Source organism: Brevibacillus aydinogluensis, assembly GCF_961514395.1.
GTDB lineage: Bacteria > Bacillota > Bacilli > Brevibacillales > Brevibacillaceae > Brevibacillus > Brevibacillus aydinogluensis.
In genome coordinates, this window is the sequence record NZ_OY569118.1 from 1,693,684 (window position 1) to 1,711,238 (window position 17,555).

Here is a 17,555-nt window from a genome sequence, read left to right on the forward strand (position 1 = left end):
CGGATGAAATGTATTGGAGACTTCCTCACCCCGGCTGGGACGCTCTTATGCATAAAGATTTATCTGGTGGAAATAATGACTAATGGTAAGTAACTACATGGTCTAGGAGGTTCTTATGCAACGGAAATTGAGCGTAATGATTTTGACAGCGGTGTTACTGCTATCCATGGGCTTCAGCGCTCATGCAGAAACTGGTGCTGCCGGGAATACAGACGCAAATTATGTAAACCAAGGCAACAATATGAATAATATGTATAGAACGACTGCTGCAGACAACGATGTGGACTGGGGATGGGTAGGTCTGTTGGGGCTTGCTGGTCTTGCAGGGCTGGCCGGTCGAAACAGGAATCAAAATCCTGGCAGATAAGATGGACGCACGTTTCCTGTGTGAAACGTAGAAATGATGTACGCCTCTGGTGTGGACAGGCATTTTTGCGTACCAGCCGGCACACGCTGAACATACATCAATGGGTATAAAAAACGGCCTCTTTTCCGATTGGACGAGAGGCCTTGTTTTTTTGACTTACAACCATGCCTGCTGCAAGAGCTTCACACCAAGCTGGATGTCTTCACAAGACAGATTGCTAAACCCCAGTTTTATCATTGGTTTATCGGTGCGATTTTTTATGAAGTAAATGGAGGTAGGGTAAACTTTCACACCGTGCAGGAGCGCTTGCTGGATGAGCCATTCTTCTGAACGATTCAGGTCTGCCTTGACCAGGATGTACAGACCGGACTGCTCGCCGATAATGGATATATGCTGCCCCAAATGATGGCGTAATGCTGAAACCAACTGCTGCATTTTTCGTTTGTAGACAAGCCGCATCCGTTTAATATGGCGATTCCACTCTCCCGCTTCCATAAATGCAGCCATCGTGAGTTGGCTTAAAATGGAAGTGGTGCTCTCGAACCGTTGATAGTAGTTTTTGTAACGGTCCAACAGCGGCTGCGGCAGCACCATATAGCTTAACCGTATCCCTGGCAGAAAGGACTTTGAGAAATTCCCCAGATAAATGACTCTGGCTGAATCGATGGAAGCGAGCGCGGGGAACGGTTGTTGGGTATAGCGAAATTCACTGTCATAATCGTCCTCGATAATATAGCCTTCCTGCTTGTTTGCCCAATGAATGAGCATTTGGCGTTGTTGAATCGGCATGCTTACTCCCAATGGGCTGTGATGGGAAGGGGTTACATAGATCAAGCGTGATGTCATTTGGTCCAATTGAGAAAGATCCGCACCTGTTTCATATACCGGCACGGTTTCAATCGCAAAACGATGGAACTGGAAGGCTTCCCTGGCCCCGTCGTAACCAGGGTCTTCCACGATAATACTCTCAAACTCATCCCTCAGTATATGCCCCAGGTATACAAGCATTTGTTGGGTACTGCTTCCGATAATGATTGACTGTGGATCTGTTCGCACCCCGCGAGCCTGGAGCAGATAGGCTGCAATTTGTTCACGAAGGCACCATTCGCCCAATGGATCGCCGTATCGAAAGCAGTCTTTTCGGGTGAGTATCCGATTGGAAATCCTTCTCCACGTCTGTAAAGGGAAATGCGATTGATCGACCACGTCTGCGCGGAAATCAATGCGGACAGGCGGGACTGGCTCTGCTTGCTTCTGCTGAGCAGAACGGGGCGCGTTTTGAAAGAAACGGGGTTCGATTTCATTTACAAAATACCCTTTTCGGTTTTCTACACGGATATACCCTTCCGCGACCAGTTGTTCATACGCCTGTAACGTTGTATTGCGGCTGACGCGCAAGGAATCGGCAAGCTGACGAATGGAGGGCAAGGGTTCATTCGCCTGTAAGTCACCTTGTTCGATAAACGATTTAAATTTCTCGTAGATTTGTTTGTATTTTGGAGTGTTGTCATCCAAGGGAAAAATGGTCGTTTTCAATGCCATCCCTCCTCTGACATGTATAATTTTTTAAAATTGTACCTTTTAACATGTCAGTTTCGATTATATCATACCGTGTAAAGGATATGTGCTGTCCGTAACAATCAAAAAGGAGGAGAGGAGTGTCATGTATATCCCCGCGCAATTTTTGATCAAAGACGTAACAGTCGCCTACCAGGTCATACAGGAGAACAGTTTTGCCACATTGTTCTCCCTTCATCATGGCATGCCGTTTGCCACTCACTTGCCGCTGCTGCTAAATAAGGAGCAAACCTATCTGTACGGTCATTTTGCCCGTCCGAATCCGCAGTGGCATGATATTCAACAGCAGACGGTCTTGGCCGTTTTCCACGGGCCTCATTGTTATATCTCTCCCGCCTGGTATGAGACCAATCAGGCGGTGCCGACCTGGAATTACGTGACCGTTCATGTTTACGGGCACGTTGAACTAATCGAGGATGAACACGAACTCATGCGTTCCATGCATGACATGGTCGTGAAGTATGAAGCGCCTGACAGTCCGTACCGATTGGAGGATGTAGATGCTGAACTCCTTTCAGCCATGAACAAAGGCGTGCAGGGATTCAAAATCAAAATCGAAAAGATCGAAGGCAAAGCAAAGCTCAGTCAAAACCATTCCAGACACAGACAAGAGCTCGTCATCAAACAGTTGGAACAGATTCCATCTCCAAACGAGCAACAGATTGCCTCCCTGATGAAGGAAAATTTGAAAAACATAGGGTGATCTTGCTTTTCTTCATCACTGAAGGGCCCGCTGTGATCATGGGCAAAACTGCAACAAGGAGCTGCATGACATGGAGTTTTCAACGATTTGGCTATTTGTCATCGCTGCTGCAACGCTGTTACTAATACCTGGACCAGCTGTGTTCTATATTATGGCGAGAAGTATGAATGAAGGGAAGAAAGCAGGCCTGGTATCCGTTCTCGGTGTATCGCTTGGCGGTTCTGTTCACGTGTTGGCTGGTGCGATTGGCGTTTCTGCAATCCTGATGACATCAGCAACCGCCTTTCAACTTGTGAAATACCTGGGTGCTGCGTATCTGATCTATCTGGGGTGCAAGACGTTATGTTCGAAATCTGACAAAACGACTGCGGAAGTTACACAAGTGCCCCGCAAAAAGTTGATCCAGATTTTTTACCAATCAGCGCTCGTAGAAGTAATGAATCCCAAGACAGCCCTCTTTTTTCTCGCGTTCTTTCCGCAATTCATCTCGCCTGCTGCCGGGTCAGTCAGCGTGCAATTTTTGCAATTGGGCGCGATATTTTTGCTCCTGGCGTTTATCAGCGACAGTCTGTATGCACTTCTTGCAGCAAGTATCAGAAAACGGATGAACGTAAATACGGCACTGCAAAATCGGATAACCGGTTATGTCTATATCGTTCTGGGGGTATTCTCCGCCTTTGCGAGCCCCTCCCATTCCAAAACGTGATGACGCCGTTCGTGGCGCAGAAATAGCGATTGTACCAAGAGATGATGGCAAAAAGAAATGGAGAGATGTGGCATGACGAGATTTATCATTGAAGATGATTTTTGGTCGTTATTCCCCCAGGCAAAAATCGGCACGGTTATTTGCCAGGGCATCGATAATTCGCGTCGAGATGTGGAAATGTACGAGCAGATGCTGCTGGAGGCGGAGAAAGAAGCACACAAATTCCTGAGTCTGGAGGAATTCAGCAGCAATCCGGTGATTGCGGTATGGCGAGAAGCGTTTCAACAGTTCAAGACCAAGCGAGGGGCAAGGTGTTCCATTGAAGCATTGTTAAAAAGAGTGAAAAACGGCAAGCATATAGGCACGATAAACCCGCTCGTTGACATCTACAACTCGATTTCATTACGCTATGGGCTTCCGTGCGGCGGAGAAGACATCGACACGTTTGCAGGCGATCTGCGGCTGACGAAGGCCAATGGCACTGAACTGTTTATTCCATTGGGAAGTGATGAAAATGAACCGCCATACGAAGGGGAAATCGTGTACAAAGATGATGCCGGCGCAGTTTGCAGATGCTGGAATTGGCGTGAAGCGAAACGGACCATGCTGACCGAAGCGACGACAAATGCATTCCTCTGCATTGAATTGCTGGATGAGACCAGAACCGATGAGTTCCATAAGGCGCTTACAGAACTGTCACGGTTAGTGACCCATCATCTTGGCGGCAGTGTGAGGATAGAGGTGTTGGACATTCAGAAAAGGGACATGACCATCAAGGCGTAAACGAAAAAATTGGTTGCAGCACCTGCAGTAGGTGCTGCTTTTTTGTTGCTGCTGGTTGGACACCACCCTGCTGCAATCTGTCAGGGGAATTAAAAATTTGTTTTTTTGTCAAGGTTTATAGCCCGGTTGAGTCATTTACGAACCCCCCTGGGAGCGATATGTTGGTGGTGGAGTTGACAAGATTTATGGAAAAGGGGGGAGACATCTGTTTGAACGATCAAAGAACCGCACCATTGCTCGCATGCTGTTGGCCGCGGGAATCGCCGGATTTGCGGTCGGGGCCGTTTGTTTCGACCGGGTCAGTGCCGCATCGGTCTCCTTGCAGGAGATCATCGATCGGGCCCAACCGGGAGCCGTCGTCACCGTTCCGGCCGGAAAATACGAGGGGCCGATTCGCATTACCAAACCGATCGTGCTGCAGGCAGAGGGGGGCGTGGAGATTGCCAGTGACGGCAGCAGCCCTGTTTTGTCGGTCCTGACCGACCGTGCCGTCGTCCGGGGAATGACCATCGTGGACAACCGGATCAATGCCGCTGAAGCGTCGGTGGTCATGAAGGGGAACCACAACATTGTGGAGGACCTTGTGATCGAGACGATGGGAACAGGGGTGCAGCTTCGCAATGCCAGCGACAATACGCTGCGCGGCATCCGTGTGATCGGCATGGTAACCGACCCGGACAAGGATGAAAATGGTCTTCACAATCACAGCCAACACGCGCACCATCTGTTGAGACCAGTCAACAAAAATCCGGAGGTAACGCCCAAAAAAGGAAACGGCATCGACTTGAAACACGCTCATCGCAACCAGATCGTATCCAACCGGATCAGCAACGTGTTTGACGGCATCTATGTGGAAAACAGCAACGATAACCGCATCGAGCAAAATGTCGTGGAGAACTCCCGCTACGGTTTCCATTTGATGAGCGCGAATGCCACGAAACTGCTCGGCAACACGGGCAGTGCCAACATGACAGGCGCGATGCTCATGGAATCGGATGGCGCAGTCGTTCAGCATAATCGTTTTGTCAAACAAAGGGAAAATCCCAACGCCCAGGGGATTCTTCTCTACGACGTAACGGGCTCGCAATTCGAGGGGAACCGCATCGAGGGAAACCGTGTCGGAGTGTACGTGGAACGCTCCACAGGGAACCGTCTGGAAGGCAACGAAGTCACGCTGAACTTCGTCGGGATGCAGCTCAAACAAGCCTCAGGGAATGCCATGACGTCCAACCATTTTGTCGCCAATGTCATCCAGGCGCAGGCACAGGACAGCACAGCCAACACGTTGGAGGGGAACTACTGGGACGACATGCAGGGCATTGATCTGGATGCAGACGGCCGCAGCAATATTCCCTATCAGCTCAACCCGTTTTTCCTGGCGTTGACTGACGCAGTGCCGCCTTATCAGATCTTTTTTCAAGCGCCCGGCTTTGTGTTTTTGGAGGGGCTGTTTACTGCCGGGACCGACGCATCGATTCGGGACGGAGCCCCGTTGCTGGCTCCGGCAAAGACGCAAACGGACCAACAGCGGGCGGAACAGCAGACGGTTACAGGCGTACTCAGTGTGCTGCTGTTAAGCGGAAGTTGTTTAATGATGTATAGAGGAGTGAGACGAACATGAAATCGCGAAAGTGGACAATTGGTGCAGTGGTGATGACCTTCTCCATGCTGATGGGAGGATGCGGCAAGGAGGTAGCAAAACCGGTGGACATCGTCGAAGGCGTGGACAAATGCGACGTCTGCCATATGAATGTGCCCAATGACCACAACGCAACGGAAATCGTTTTGCAAAACGGGAAAGTGTTAAAATTTGACGATATCGGATGCATGCACCGCTGGACAAAGGAGCATGAAAACGAATCGGTGGAAGCCAAGTTCGTGCGCGACTACCTCTCCCAGGAATGGGTAAACACCGATCGGGCGACGTATGTTTACGACAAATCGTTCGAGACCCCAATGGGCTATGGCATCTATTCCTTCAAGGACAAGGAAGCGGCGGAAGCGTTCGTCAAGGAAAAGCAAACCGGCCTGGTTATGAGCGTACAGGAACTGGACAAGCACACCTGGGAGAGAAGCATGAAAAAACATGGGAAACATAAGGGCGATTCAGAATCGGATCAGCATGGCTCGAAGGACGACCAGCACGGCATGCAGGATAACCAGCACGGTACGCAAGAAGCACAGCAAACACAAAACTAATAGAGGAAGTGGCACACGTGCACATCATGACGATTGCCAAACGGGAAATACAGATCGGGTTTCGCAATCCGTGGGCGTATTCTTTCACGGCCCTGTTTTCCCTGTTCACGCTGGCCCTGTTGATCATTCAATCCCAGTCCTACATGGAGGGATACACGTATACGACCGGCACTATTCTCAACCTGATCTTGTACCTGCTCCCCTTGATGACCATGCTGCTCGCCTCCTTTTCGGTGACGGCAGAAAAGGAGGAGGGGAGCTGGGAGCTTCTGTCCACCTACGCCGTTACCGCCACGTCGTTTTTGTGGGGGAAGTACGCGGGATTGGCAGCGGTGCTCGTCTCCATCGTGTGTTTTAGTTACGGGTTTGCCGGGCTGTCCGGCACGCTTCTGGGAAAAGGGTTCACCCTTTCCGCCCTGCTGTTTTTCCTGTTGTTTTCCATCTGCATTGTGCTGCTGTTTCTGGGGATCGCCATGGTGGTCGGCTCTCTCAGCCGGAATCGGTGGCAGGCGCTCACGCTCGGGGTCAGCATCTGGTTTTTCTTGGTTCTGGCCTGGCCCACGCTCCTGATCTCGCTCTTGAGCTTTTTGCCGTATACGTGGATCAAACCGGCACTCCAGGTGGCCAGCTGCCTGAATCCCGCTGAGTTGGTGCGCATGTTTTCCGTCGTCAGCCTGGGCGGAGGCGCCATCTTCGGTCCGGAGTACTACAAGTGGGTAACCTGGATGGAATCCCCTTTTGGCATTGCTGGGTTTGCCGCGCTTTGCCTGATGTGGATCGGCGTAACGATGCTGACCGCGATAGCGGTGTGGGAAAGAAGGCGATACCGTGACTAAGACCGGACTGCACATGATGCAGGTGGAAAAGGCGATCGGCGGAAAAACCATTGTGCATCCGTTTGATTTGCACGTCGAACCGGGACAGGTTGTTGCCGTTTGCGGGGGCAACGGGGCGGGGAAAAGCACCATTCTCCGCATGATTGTGGGAATTACCCAACCCAGTGCGGGAACGATTGAGCTGAACGGAATAAACTTGAAGCAAGATCGTGTCAATTATTTGCAGCAAATAGGCTATATGCCGGACCACTTCAATTTTCCAGCCGGACTGACGGCGAGCGAGTGCATGCGGTTTTACGCTTCGCTTCGCGGCAGGACAGCGTCGGAAGCAGATGAGGCGCTCAAGGCGGTAGGTCTTCACGAGGCCCGCAACAAAAAAGTGTCCGTGTTTTCCAAAGGCATGCAGCAGCGTTTGCTGTTTGCCCAGGCCATGTTGGGCAAACCGGCACTGCTTGTGCTGGATGAGCCGACAAACGGTTTGGACCCGTACTGGATGGGCGCCTTCGTGGATCTGGTAAATACTCTTAAAAGGGAAGGCATCTCTGTGATTTTCTCCACGCACCAGCTGCAAGCAGCGAACGAAGTGGCGGATCGGGCGCTTTTTGTCATAAACGGAACAATCGTCCGCTCCGCCGCGATGGAGGAATACCGGGCGGAATACGGCGAATTGGCCTTGCACCGTGCGTTTTCCGAACTATTTCCCCGTGAACGGCAGCCAATAAAGCATTCGGAGAAAACCTCCTCAGTGACCGTCACGATTCGCGGGCGTGAGAGCAGGAACGGTAGGGATGCTTGAGCACGCGGTCGGGACGCGGCTTAGGCCCAAGCCGATCAGTGCATAGACAGCGCGCATGAGCGGGATAATGATGGAAGAAACAGTGCAAGGAGGTTGTCATGACCATCAACTGGGGGGAATTTCTCGTCGGCTCGTTTATTGGCGCATGCCTGGCCATTCTCTGTGCGGCTCTGATTGCCATCGCGACTGCCCGGCCCATGATCAAATGGGTGATCGGGCGCTTTACGAAACGGCTGATGGAAGACCGTTACCCGGAAAACATCTGGGAGATGGTCTCGGCGCTGACCAGGACAAGCCCCCGGATTGTCGTGGAAAACAGTATGCGTGCAGCCAGAGGAGACGTCATCAAACGACCGTTTGGCACCCCGCGCCGATATCTGTTCTATGACAACCTGGTTTTTTCTCCCGCTCAGCTTGCCACGCTGCCCGCATCGGAAAACGCTCCCGTCGACATGATGATTACGATCGGCCCGCAAGCCAAACGGCCGCTCATCCTGAACATCCCCCTGCTGGCCGGAGCGATGGGCTACGGGATCGGGGTGTCTGAAAAGGTGAAAATCGCCATCGCCAAAGGAACGGCTGCGGTCGGAACCGCGACGAACTCAGGTTTAGGCCCTTTGCTGCCCGAAGAGAGGGCCTGCGCCGCCCACTACATCCTGCAGTACCATTCCGGATACTGGGCCAAAGAGACAGAGATTCTCCAGCAAGCGGACGCGATCGAGATTCGTCTCGGCCAAGGGGCGGTTGCAGGGGCCGGGACCGAGATTTCGCCCGAGGATCTGAAGGGAAGGGCCCGTGAACTTATGCATGCTCCGGAAGATGAGGTACTCGTCGTCCCTTCCCGCTTTCCGGAATTGGTCGAACCGAAGGACTTGAAGCCCCTGGTCGAGAAACTGCGCACCATCACCCAAGGCATCCCCATCGGAGTGAAGATGTGTGCCACCGGACAGCTGGAAGCGGATCTGGAAGCCGCTATACAGGCCGGGGTGGATTTTATCAGTCTGGACGGAGGCAATGCCGGCACAAAAGCGGGAGAGCCTATTCTGGAAGACGATTTTGGCCTGCCGACGATTTTTGCCTTGTCCCGTGCCGTGGAATATCTGAAAAAACGGGGCGTAAAAGACCGGATCACCCTCCTTACCGGCGGAGGATATGCCACGCCCGGCCGATGTTTGAAAGCGCTCGCCCTTGGAGCGGACGGCGTCTATATGGGAACGGCCCTGCTGTGGGGGATGGCCCATGATCAGGTGACAAAAGCGATTCCGTGGGAGCCGCCCACGCAGCTCGCCTTCTACACGGGAAGCCTGAAAGACGAGTTTGAAGTGGAAAAGGCGGCGCGGTCTTTGGAGAACTTGCTTCAAGCCTTTGCAGAAGAGATGAAAATTGCCATTCGCGCATTGGGGAAAACGTCTGTGAGGGACGTGAATGCGGACGATCTGGTTGCTCTTGACAGATGGACGAGCGCCGTCACGAAAGTGCGGCTGGTCACGCAACCCGATGAGCTCGTCCGGTGAAGTGGACAACAATTGCAGCACCAGTGAAAAGGTGCTGTTTTTTTATGTTCAGCCGATTGCCAGAAAATGACAAAAAATATTTTTGCTTGAGTAGATACTTGTTTATTTAGGCTGAAAGAATCATAATGTATCATTGTTCGATGTATTGAGTTCGTCACGGTTATCCGTCAACAACAGGTCAGTCATATGCAGTTACGGAGGGTGTAAGGATGGATGGGATGACGTTTATCCTGTTTGGAGCAACAGGGGATTTGGCAAAAAGAAAAATATATCCTGCCATATACAATCTGTTTCTTGATGACAAGCTGCCGCGCGCGTTTGCTGTCTTTGGTACCGGAAGACGGGAGATGTCCGATGAGGACTTTCGTGCTCATGTGGAACAGTCGGTGAAAACATTCTCCCGTCGCTGGGATGACGATCGTGACCGTGCGGGGCAGTTTTTGCGCATGTTTCACTACTGCGCCATGGACGTGACGCAACCGCAGGATTACGGGAAGCTGGCGCAGCGCATCCGGCAGCGTGAGCAGGACGGGAAGATTCCGGAAAACCGAATCTACTCGTTGTCGGTGGCACCGGAGCTGTTTGGCGTGATTGCCTCCCATATTTCAAACAGTGAGTTGGGTTCGGCAACAGGCTGGAAACGCCTGATCATCGAGAAGCCGTTTGGGCACGATCTCCGGTCAGCCCAGGAACTCAACCGTTCCTTGCGGCAGTTCTTCGACGAAGAGGAGATTTTCCGCATTGATCATTACCTTGGCAAGCCCATGGTGCAGAACCTCGAGGTATTGGAATTTGCCAACCCCATTTTGCGGACGTTGTGGAACAATCAACACATCGCCAATGTCCAGATTACCGCCAGCGAAACAGTCGGGGTGGAAGAACGGGCAGGGTATTACGACAAGGCGGGCGCGATTCGGGACATGTTTCAAAACCACCTGCTCCAACTGCTCATGATGACGGCGATGCAAATGCCCCGGCAGTTTTCCGCCCGGGAAATCCGCAATGAAAAGATCAAGGTGGTAAAAGCGCTGCGTCCGCTGCGTCGGGAAGACGTGGCCAAGCATGTGGTTCGCGGGCAGTACGGAAGCGGATGGATCAACGGGAAGCCGGCAGTGGCGTACCGGGACGAGCCGGGGGTGGACAGGGAGTCGAACACCGATACGTTCGTCGCCGCCCGGCTGTGGATTGACAACGAGATGTGGAGCGGGGTCCCCTTTTATATCCGGACCGGGAAGCGCATGCAGGAGAAGTCGACCCGAATCGTGATCGAATTCAAGAATCCGTTGAGGGAGTCGTATCCCGTCCATGTGAATCCAGCTCCCAATCTGTTGGTCATCCATGTAAATCCGCACGAGGGTGTTTCGTTTCAATTAAACAGCAAGCATCCGGGGAAAGACAGCAGGGTGGAGCCGATCACCATGGAGTTTGCGGCAAATGCCAACGATGTGCCCGAAGCCTATGAGCTGTTGCTCTATGACGCGCTGCGAGGCGACTCTACGTTCTTTGCCCATTGGGAAGAGGTTGAATGGTGCTGGAAGTGGGTGCAGCCCATTCTCGACGCCTTCTCCGATCAGCAAGTTCCGCTTCATTTGTACGAAGCCGGCACGCAGGGTCCCGAAGCCGCTTTTCGCCTGCTGGAGGAAGACGGTTTTTCATGGTGGGAACTCAACCGCCATGCGGAAGAAGGAACGCTGGTGGTTCGCAGGGAAATGCTGTCCGCATCGATGTAGATGCCTTTCCATTGACGTGATGGCGAGATCGGGCACAAACCGGCAGATGCTGTGGAACAGCAGTATTTGCAGTGGAATAGCAGCCATTTTCAAAACATATGTCCAGGCAGGTGACTCCACATGAAAATCTACGATGTAACCGGATCAATTTTTGAAGGCATGGCCGTGTACAAAAACAAACCGGAAAAGCAGCCAAAGCTGAAAACGGTCACGAATGGATATGTAACCGAATCCCGCATCGACATGGATGTGCACACGGGCACGCATATTGACGCGCCGCTGCACATGATGACCGACGGGGACACGTTTGAAAGCATACCGCTCGACAGTCTGGTCGGCATGTGCACTGTGCTGGATCTGACAGGGGTCCACGACCGGATCACAAAGGAGGACTTGGAGCGATTTGCGATTCGCAAGGGCGATTTTGTTCTCTTGAAAACCAGAAACTCCGATGTTGATGAATTCCGTTTTGATTTTGTCTTCCTGGCGCAGGATGGAGCCGAATATCTGGCTCAGCTGGGCGTTCGCGGAATAGGCATTGATGCGCTTGGCATCGAGCGGGATCAGCCGGGCCATCCGACGCATCACATCCTGTTTCAACACGGCGTGATCGTCATGGAAGGCCTTCGCTTGAAAGAAGTGGAAGCAGGCGAGTATTTCATGGTGGCGGCTCCGCTGAAAATCGTGGGGACCGACGCTGCACCTGCACGCGTCCTGCTGTTTACCGGGCTGGCCCCCACGGCATCATAGCCTGTGTCTGCATTTCCCGCTTCCCTTCCCAGAAGAAAGAGCGGGCGCTCGTAACAAAACGCTATGGAAACGAACAGATCGCACCGTGTTGTGAAGCTGCACGGTGCGATCTGCTTTTTTCATGTGCTGCGGCTCCGGCATGCTCCACTGTCATGATGGAATCCATCCGTCTGATTCAGCGGTCATGTCCGCTTTCTTCGGCAGCCATGGCAATTTGTTTGGTTTCATGGACGGTCCCAAACGGATGTTCAGGCGGCGCATAGATCACGTACACTTTCAGCGGTTTGTGACCGGTATTCACGACGTTGTGCCATGTGCCGGCAGGGATCATGATGGCATCGTCCTCATAGGCCATCTGCTGAAAATCCAGGCGATCTCTGCTTGGCCCCATTTGGACAAGTCCCTGTCCTTCTTCAATCCGTATGAATTGATCCGTAGTCGGATGGACTTCCAAACCAATGTCATCGCCCACATTAATGCTCATCACCGTCACCTGGAGGTGCTTTCCTGTCCATATGGCCGTCCGGTACGTCTGGTTTTGTTTGGCCGCCTGTTCAATATTCACGACAAACGGACTGTTGCCATGATCGGTCAGGTTGATCCGTCTGTCATGAGGATAGCGGCTGGGATTCCAATGGGCATAATAGGGATTCCACTGGTAGCTCCACGGATTGGGAGTCCAGTCGTACACGGGAGTATGCCAATATGGGTATCCCCACGGTTGTTGGTACATGCGTATTCGCCTCCCATACATTCATCATGCACCATAGCCTATGCCGTTTGCTGTGCATGGGTGTATAGGAAGCAATCGTTATCCATTCGCGTGCGGTTTTTTCACAACCGGAATCCAAATCTCGCTGCGAAACGTGGGGGAATGGATATCTGCATGCTCGTTCCACAGAATTTCCGGACCTTCTGTTTGTTCATAGTGCGCGGTGGGAAACCATTCGGAATAGATGCGTCCCCAGATATTCTGCAGCGTGTCGGGAAAAGGACCGACTGCTTCAAATACAGCCCAGGTGGAGGCGGGCACTTCCAGCTGCGTGAGACCTTCCGGGCACTCGTTCGTCGTGGCCACGCCAATGTAGTGATCGAGCTCTCCTTTTTCCTCCATTCGCCCTTCCGAAAAGTTGGTGGATGCTTGAATCAGCCCCATTGGCTCGACATTGGAAAGACTTTTGAGTGTTTGGATCGTATGCATGTCCAGACTTTTCCACATGTCGGCGATGGCCGGATTCACTCCTTTGAACACGATGGGCACTCGTTTCATGATCCCCACAATGCGAAATGCCTCTTTTTCTACGATGCGGTAGTTCATTTCGTTTCCCCCTTGAATGGTTAATTGGAAGCTCATTAGAGGATAGGCTTTCAGGGAATGGCCGTTTGTTCTGGCTTCCGACGGTGTGATCCCATGCAGGCTCTGAAATGCGCGGGCAAACGAATCAGGGGAGTTGTACCCGTATTTCATCGCGATGTCGATGACCTTCGCGCTGCTGTTTTGCAGCTCAAACGCAGCAAGTGTCAGGCGCCTGCGGCGAATGTATTCCGACAGGGTAATCCCTGCGAGGAAAGAAAACATCCGTTTGAAGTGATATTCGGAGCATAAAGCCAGCCGTGCCGCTTCCTTGCAATCAATGTCGTTCGTCAGATTGTCTTCGATATACTTGATTGCCTTGTTCCAGTTCGTCAGCACATCCATTGAATTCGCCTCCTTATCCACAGCATAGCAGGTGAGGAATCGACTCACCCGACATTTCGTGCCCAATCCTGCAGGGGATTCGAGTGTGTCGCTGCTTTGTGTACCGGCTCATGAGAGAAAGGCCCGTTTTATGCTGTCATTCTGTATGGTGAACGGACGGAAATCCGCCTGTTTTGACTCTCAAGTAGACGAGAATCGAGACAGGCCGATGATGCCATACATAGTATAACCTGGGTAGGGACAAACACAGGATGCCCTGCTCATGGCGAGATGGAAGGGAGGGAATAACATGAGCGGGAAGCACGGTTTCTTTGGCGGAGGGTTCTTTGGATTGATTCTGATCCTGCTCCTCTTCTTCATTCTCTTTGAGGAAGACCGCTGGTAACAGGAGCGGACAGAGCTGTCAGGATAAAGCGTCCGGAATGGGGTACATTTCTCGGCTTGAACGGTATCGGAAAAATTGTGCTCATTCCATGACACCAGTCTATACCCGTTTCCTTCTTGCGACATAGCATAAATACTGAATCAACAGGAGGAGGTGGATCCAACCATGAGTGGAATCTTCAACGGTTTCGACGAATTTGGGCTGGTCCTGGTACTGTTCATTCTGCTGGTGATCGTGGGTTGTTCTTGCGACTAGGATGGATTCACTTGCGTCGATGGTAAGGCAAAGAGAAAAGCAGCTGCAATTTCTTCCCCTTCACACAGCAGAGGGGAATCGCATAAGCATGTTGACCCGAGAACACTGCAGCATCGCTCTTTCAATCCTTCCCTCAGGTTGGGGGAGGGATTTTTTACGTGCAAAGGGGAGTGCGCCGAACGAAACTGCCCGGAGAAAACAAATTGGGAACCAGCCGCTCACCTGATTCCCAAGAGGAGTATTTGTTTTACAGCTTCTTTTTTTTCTCATTCATCCGGTGTTGAATCGCCAGAATATACTGGTCCAAGCGTTGGCTTAGCTCCACCACGGTATCATTTGACAGGCTGCCCGTCTCCTGAACCAATTGAACCAACTGCCGGCGCAGTTCTTCCGTTATTCCTACGATGTCATAGACATGTGGAAATTTGCTTCTTTCCTGTTCAAATGATTGCATGGTAGACTTTACATATGGAAGTCGTCTCTCTTTTTTTGGGGGCGTTCCTTTGCTCTGGCGAGGAGGAGGAACGTCCTTTTCGTTAATCATTGTGATTATGAGATTCACCTCCTTTTTTTGACAATAAAGGACAATTATTACTATACAATGGTATCCCAAAACTTCCGGGCTGAAAAAAATGGAATAATGAAAAGCACCCCAAAGGGTGCTTTTCATTGCTCAACCGCCGAATCCGTGTGTAAGCATGGTTATAGTTTGACTTGTTTCAATCGGCATCGCAATAGCGCAATATACACTAAATATGACGATAAGCGGAAGGAACAACGTTTTTACATTCATTTGTTGAACCTCCTTTTAAAATTTCTTCAAAGACGCTTAACTGCTGCTTGGATGCTTGGTGTCGGTGCTCCCAGAACAATTCTGTACAACGTTTGAAGGCTTGGTAGTGATTCATCTTATCAGCAAGGGAAAGGCACAGTAACGTTTCTTCGAGAGCTTTGGCAATACGCCCCCTTTTAAACTCATATATAGTTTTACAATAACGAAAATGATAATGTCTGCCAATATTAATTGGGTCTTGATATTGCTTGAAACGGTCAATTTCCTCAGAAAAGCGTTCCAAAATATGGTCAATGGTAATATCATATTTACTGGCTGACTCCATAATGGTTAATAATCCCGCTGGTATTTCGGCGGGGTATTTCATCAGAAAATCCACGTACTCCGGCAGAACGTCGATATTCCCCGTTAACAGATCAAGGGTATAGAGATTGGCTTTCGCCCAGATTCGGAACTTCTCGACTTCCCTTCGCCCAGTTTCATCCAAAAGTTGAAACCACCCAAGATCGGCGTATCCCTGCACATACGTTTTGGCCTCTTCGTACCTGCCTTGCATTTGTAATGCCACGCCTTTTGCAAGAAATCCTTGCCCATAGTATACAACCAGGTGCCGCTCTGTTTTTAACGGTTCGAATTCCTTGTTACTTTGCTTTTTTCGCAATTGGTCTTCATATACTGCCATTGCAAGCGCACGCAATTCGTCAGCGTATGTTTCAATCTGGTTCCACTTTTGTAACATAAAGCAAGCATTCGCCAGTTTTAATAGCGCATCTAACTGATACTGTTCAGGCAGCCGCTTTCGATAGGGGGCAAAACGTATGACCGCCTCCCAATGTTCTTCTGCATTTGTACCTTGCAGCGATTGAAAGATCCGATAGTGAGCCAACACAAAACGATCGTTGTGGCTGTCCTTTTCGTTATCTATAACGTGTTGATAAAATGGCACTGCCTCTTTTCGTTTTCCGGTCTCAAATAGCTGCTCGGCCACGGAGAAAAGAATCGACACATGTTTAGGGTTCTCCAGCAATTTGGGGACAATCGACTCAATACAATCCTGCCTTCCGATTTCCGCACAGCGGATCAAATATGGCACCAGTCGTGGGCGTGATACTTTTCCCTCGGAGAAACACTCTTCTTCGTACAAATCGTACAGCCACCCCGGAGCCTGTCCAAAAGCTGTAGCCAAAGCATCCAACTGCCGAATCGTTATTGCCCGAGGAGGATTTCTGTTCAGGATGGCACTTAAATGTCCCTGATTAATGCCAGTTATTTCGCTAAGTTTCCTGAGTGTGTAGCCGTGCTTTTTAATCTGACGCTCAATTTCAGATCGCAAGGACCGGCGCACCTGTTGAAATCCCATAAGCACTCCCCCAAGAAATTAGAGAAATCACCCTTATTTTCCTGTATATTACAATATCATAAGATGATAGACAAGCGCTTTTCCCATCCTGCTCAGAATGTTCGGGTGGCTGGGTGAATAAGATTAGGGCAGCGATCATTTCCGACTGCCCCTTTTTGTTTGGGCATGCTGGGGGTGTGTCGAAAAAAAGTGCACATTTGCGGGCCCACATGGACTTCACGACCAGATGGAAAAAATGTAAGATACAGGAAAGAACTCCTTTTCCGGTGAGGCTGAACGGAACGAATGGGTGCATCGTCAAAAACGGGGTTGAATGGTCGTGCCATATCATGTAATATGTTAGAAAAGTTTCATTTTTATGGAAATTCGGAGGAGAACGTCATGGCAAAAATCGTCTTGATCAACGGCAGCATGAACCCGGAATCGGTGACAAAGCGCGTACTCAATCTGTTCGCAAAGCTGTTGCAAAAACAAGGTCATGAAACGGAACTGATCTGTGTGGCGGAGACAAACTTCCCGCTGTTTAGTTTTACGGTACCGCAAACGGACAAAATGATCGAAATTTCGGAAAAGATCAAACAAGCTGACGCTTTTATCGTGGGTTCGCCCGAGTATCACGGCGGCTACACAGGTGCGCTGAAAAATCTGCTGGACTATCAGGATGGGTCGGGATTCAAACATAAGCCGATTGCGTTATTGGCCGTATCGGGAGGCCTAAAGGCAGGAATTCTGACGCTGATGAGCCTGCGGCAGGTGTTTCGTACGCTGCACGCAAACGTGATTCCAGAAGAGATTGCCATTTCCAGTGAACACGAGCTGGACGAAAACGGGCAGTTGAATGAGGCCTGCCGGAAGCGCGTGCAGAGCGTCATTGCCGGACTGCAGCGGGAGTTAAACGTTTTGTCCCTACGCAATCGTGTGGAAATGGAAAGGAGGTGAGTCCCATGGAACAAGTAAAAAATCAACAAGAAGCAGTGGAAAACAATGAAGATCTGGACCTGGAAGAGCTGGAAGACATTGATTTTCTCCTGGAGGACATCGAAGACAAGATCGCACCGCTTGCGTAGCCTGCGGGTAAGATGATCTATCATCCGCTTGATA

At 51.0% G+C, this 17,555-nt stretch carries 19 protein-coding genes; 14 read left to right on the forward strand and 5 right to left on the reverse strand.

All coding sequences use genetic code 11. The features are described 5' to 3' along the window. Nucleotides 1-115 precede the first annotated feature (115 nt). Nucleotides 116-367: a WGxxGxxG family protein gene (locus tag Q7F15_RS08350; RefSeq protein ID WP_171564553.1), complete on the forward strand. Its 252-nt coding sequence runs from the start codon at nt 116-118 to the stop codon at nt 365-367. A gap of 156 nt (nt 368-523) precedes the next feature. Here Q7F15_RS08350 and pdxR read toward each other — a convergent pair whose 3' ends face one another. Then, nucleotides 524-1,903 (reverse strand): MocR-like pyridoxine biosynthesis transcription factor PdxR, encoded by a 1,380-nt coding sequence (gene pdxR / locus Q7F15_RS08355; RefSeq protein ID WP_376717842.1) that lies wholly within the window; start codon nt 1,901-1,903, stop codon nt 524-526. A 127-nt stretch (nt 1,904-2,030) separates the two neighbouring features. Between pdxR and Q7F15_RS08360 the strand changes: the two genes are divergently transcribed. The 10 genes from Q7F15_RS08360 to Q7F15_RS08405 all read left to right on the forward strand — a co-directional run bounded on the left by Q7F15_RS08360 (nt 2,031) and on the right by Q7F15_RS08405 (nt 11,962). Then, the gene (locus Q7F15_RS08360; RefSeq protein WP_304415405.1) at nt 2,031-2,648 is read left to right on the forward strand and encodes an FMN-binding negative transcriptional regulator; all 618 of its coding nucleotides are present in this window, start codon (nt 2,031-2,033) and stop codon (nt 2,646-2,648) included. Between the two features lie 70 nt (nt 2,649-2,718). Beyond that, nucleotides 2,719-3,354, forward strand: a complete 636-nt coding sequence (locus Q7F15_RS08365; protein ID WP_230077057.1) for a LysE family translocator — start codon at nt 2,719-2,721, stop codon at nt 3,352-3,354. Nucleotides 3,355-3,426: 72 nt separating this feature from the next. After that, nucleotides 3,427-4,137, forward strand: a complete 711-nt coding sequence (locus Q7F15_RS08370) for a B3/B4 domain-containing protein (protein WP_304415406.1) — start codon at nt 3,427-3,429, stop codon at nt 4,135-4,137. A gap of 241 nt (nt 4,138-4,378) precedes the next feature. Continuing rightward, nucleotides 4,379-5,758, forward strand: a complete 1,380-nt coding sequence (locus tag Q7F15_RS08375; protein WP_171564558.1) for a right-handed parallel beta-helix repeat-containing protein — start codon at nt 4,379-4,381, stop codon at nt 5,756-5,758. Then, entirely contained in the window at nt 5,755-6,336 is a 582-nt protein-coding gene (locus Q7F15_RS08380) for a nitrous oxide reductase accessory protein NosL (RefSeq protein WP_304415407.1), read from the forward strand. Before Q7F15_RS08375 ends, Q7F15_RS08380 begins: the two co-directional genes overlap by 4 nt. A gap of 17 nt (nt 6,337-6,353) precedes the next feature. Then, on the forward strand, nt 6,354-7,172 hold the full coding sequence (locus tag Q7F15_RS08385) for an ABC transporter permease (RefSeq protein WP_171564559.1): 819 nt from the start codon (nt 6,354-6,356) through the stop codon (nt 7,170-7,172). Beyond that, nucleotides 7,165-7,968 carry an ABC transporter ATP-binding protein gene (locus Q7F15_RS08390; protein ID WP_171564560.1) on the forward strand — a complete coding sequence of 268 codons (804 nt, stop codon included), beginning with the start codon at nt 7,165-7,167 and terminating at the stop codon, nt 7,966-7,968. Before Q7F15_RS08385 ends, Q7F15_RS08390 begins: the two co-directional genes overlap by 8 nt. Nucleotides 7,969-8,066: 98 nt before the next feature. Further along, complete coding sequence (locus Q7F15_RS08395; protein WP_171564561.1) at nt 8,067-9,482, forward strand: FMN-binding glutamate synthase family protein; 1,416 nt, start codon at nt 8,067-8,069, stop codon at nt 9,480-9,482. A 209-nt stretch (nt 9,483-9,691) separates the two neighbouring features. Further along, complete coding sequence (zwf, locus tag Q7F15_RS08400) at nt 9,692-11,212, forward strand: glucose-6-phosphate dehydrogenase (protein ID WP_304415408.1); 1,521 nt, start codon at nt 9,692-9,694, stop codon at nt 11,210-11,212. 120 nt (nt 11,213-11,332) lie between these two features. Next, nucleotides 11,333-11,962 carry a cyclase family protein gene (locus Q7F15_RS08405; RefSeq protein WP_171564563.1) on the forward strand — a complete coding sequence of 210 codons (630 nt, stop codon included), beginning with the start codon at nt 11,333-11,335 and terminating at the stop codon, nt 11,960-11,962. Between the two features lie 175 nt (nt 11,963-12,137). On the opposite strand, the gene Q7F15_RS08410 is transcribed toward Q7F15_RS08405, so the two are convergent. Both Q7F15_RS08410 and Q7F15_RS08415 read right to left on the reverse strand, forming a co-directional pair. Continuing rightward, nucleotides 12,138-12,695 carry a cupin domain-containing protein gene (locus Q7F15_RS08410; RefSeq protein ID WP_171564564.1) on the reverse strand — a complete coding sequence of 186 codons (558 nt, stop codon included), beginning with the start codon at nt 12,693-12,695 and terminating at the stop codon, nt 12,138-12,140. Between the two features lie 78 nt (nt 12,696-12,773). Then, nucleotides 12,774-13,661: an AraC family transcriptional regulator gene (locus Q7F15_RS08415; RefSeq protein WP_304415409.1), complete on the reverse strand. Its 888-nt coding sequence runs from the start codon at nt 13,659-13,661 to the stop codon at nt 12,774-12,776. Nucleotides 13,662-14,211: 550 nt separating this feature from the next. Between Q7F15_RS08415 and yjcZ the strand changes: the two genes are divergently transcribed. Further along, nucleotides 14,212-14,301: a sporulation protein YjcZ gene (gene yjcZ / locus Q7F15_RS08420; protein ID WP_171564566.1), complete on the forward strand. Its 90-nt coding sequence runs from the start codon at nt 14,212-14,214 to the stop codon at nt 14,299-14,301. Nucleotides 14,302-14,548: 247 nt separating this feature from the next. On the opposite strand, the gene Q7F15_RS08425 is transcribed toward yjcZ, so the two are convergent. Both Q7F15_RS08425 and Q7F15_RS08430 read right to left on the reverse strand, forming a co-directional pair. After that, nucleotides 14,549-14,755, reverse strand: a complete 207-nt coding sequence (locus Q7F15_RS08425) for an aspartyl-phosphate phosphatase Spo0E family protein (protein ID WP_171564741.1) — start codon at nt 14,753-14,755, stop codon at nt 14,549-14,551. Between the two features lie 295 nt (nt 14,756-15,050). After that, nucleotides 15,051-16,454, reverse strand: a complete 1,404-nt coding sequence (locus Q7F15_RS08430; RefSeq protein ID WP_212133168.1) for a helix-turn-helix domain-containing protein — start codon at nt 16,452-16,454, stop codon at nt 15,051-15,053. Nucleotides 16,455-16,835: 381 nt separating this feature from the next. Here Q7F15_RS08430 and Q7F15_RS08435 point away from each other — a divergent pair, with 381 nt between their 5' ends. Continuing rightward, nucleotides 16,836-17,393 (forward strand): NADPH-dependent FMN reductase, encoded by a 558-nt coding sequence (locus Q7F15_RS08435; protein ID WP_171564568.1) that lies wholly within the window; start codon nt 16,836-16,838, stop codon nt 17,391-17,393. Between the two features lie 5 nt (nt 17,394-17,398). After that, complete coding sequence (locus Q7F15_RS08440; protein ID WP_143862700.1) at nt 17,399-17,521, forward strand: ammosamide/lymphostin RiPP family protein; 123 nt, start codon at nt 17,399-17,401, stop codon at nt 17,519-17,521. The last annotated feature ends 34 nt before the right edge of the window (nt 17,522-17,555 follow it).

Excerpts from the sequence above, each read along its gene's own strand:
- Q7F15_RS08350 (WP_171564553.1), top strand. The coding sequence starts at position 116 with ATGCAACGGAAATTGAGCGTAATGATTTTGACAGCGGTGTTACTGCTA.
- Q7F15_RS08360 (WP_304415405.1), top strand. The coding sequence starts at position 2,031 with ATGTATATCCCCGCGCAATTTTTGATCAAAGACGTAACAGTCGCCTAC.
- Q7F15_RS08365 (WP_230077057.1), top strand. The coding sequence starts at position 2,719 with ATGGAGTTTTCAACGATTTGGCTATTTGTCATCGCTGCTGCAACGCTG.
- Q7F15_RS08370 (WP_304415406.1), top strand. The coding sequence starts at position 3,427 with ATGACGAGATTTATCATTGAAGATGATTTTTGGTCGTTATTCCCCCAG.
- Q7F15_RS08375 (WP_171564558.1), top strand. The coding sequence starts at position 4,379 with ATGCTGTTGGCCGCGGGAATCGCCGGATTTGCGGTCGGGGCCGTTTGT.
- Q7F15_RS08380 (WP_304415407.1), top strand. The coding sequence starts at position 5,755 with ATGAAATCGCGAAAGTGGACAATTGGTGCAGTGGTGATGACCTTCTCC.
- Q7F15_RS08395 (WP_171564561.1), top strand. The coding sequence starts at position 8,067 with ATGACCATCAACTGGGGGGAATTTCTCGTCGGCTCGTTTATTGGCGCA.
- zwf (WP_304415408.1), top strand. The coding sequence starts at position 9,692 with ATGGATGGGATGACGTTTATCCTGTTTGGAGCAACAGGGGATTTGGCA.
- Q7F15_RS08405 (WP_171564563.1), top strand. The coding sequence starts at position 11,333 with ATGAAAATCTACGATGTAACCGGATCAATTTTTGAAGGCATGGCCGTG.
- Q7F15_RS08410 (WP_171564564.1), bottom strand. The coding sequence starts at position 12,695 with ATGTACCAACAACCGTGGGGATACCCATATTGGCATACTCCCGTGTAC.
- Q7F15_RS08415 (WP_304415409.1), bottom strand. The coding sequence starts at position 13,661 with ATGGATGTGCTGACGAACTGGAACAAGGCAATCAAGTATATCGAAGAC.
- yjcZ (WP_171564566.1), top strand. The coding sequence starts at position 14,212 with ATGAGTGGAATCTTCAACGGTTTCGACGAATTTGGGCTGGTCCTGGTA.
- Q7F15_RS08425 (WP_171564741.1), bottom strand. The coding sequence starts at position 14,755 with ATGCAATCATTTGAACAGGAAAGAAGCAAATTTCCACATGTCTATGAC.
- Q7F15_RS08430 (WP_212133168.1), bottom strand. The coding sequence starts at position 16,454 with ATGGGATTTCAACAGGTGCGCCGGTCCTTGCGATCTGAAATTGAGCGT.
- Q7F15_RS08435 (WP_171564568.1), top strand. The coding sequence starts at position 16,836 with ATGGCAAAAATCGTCTTGATCAACGGCAGCATGAACCCGGAATCGGTG.
- Q7F15_RS08440 (WP_143862700.1), top strand. The coding sequence starts at position 17,399 with ATGGAACAAGTAAAAAATCAACAAGAAGCAGTGGAAAACAATGAAGAT.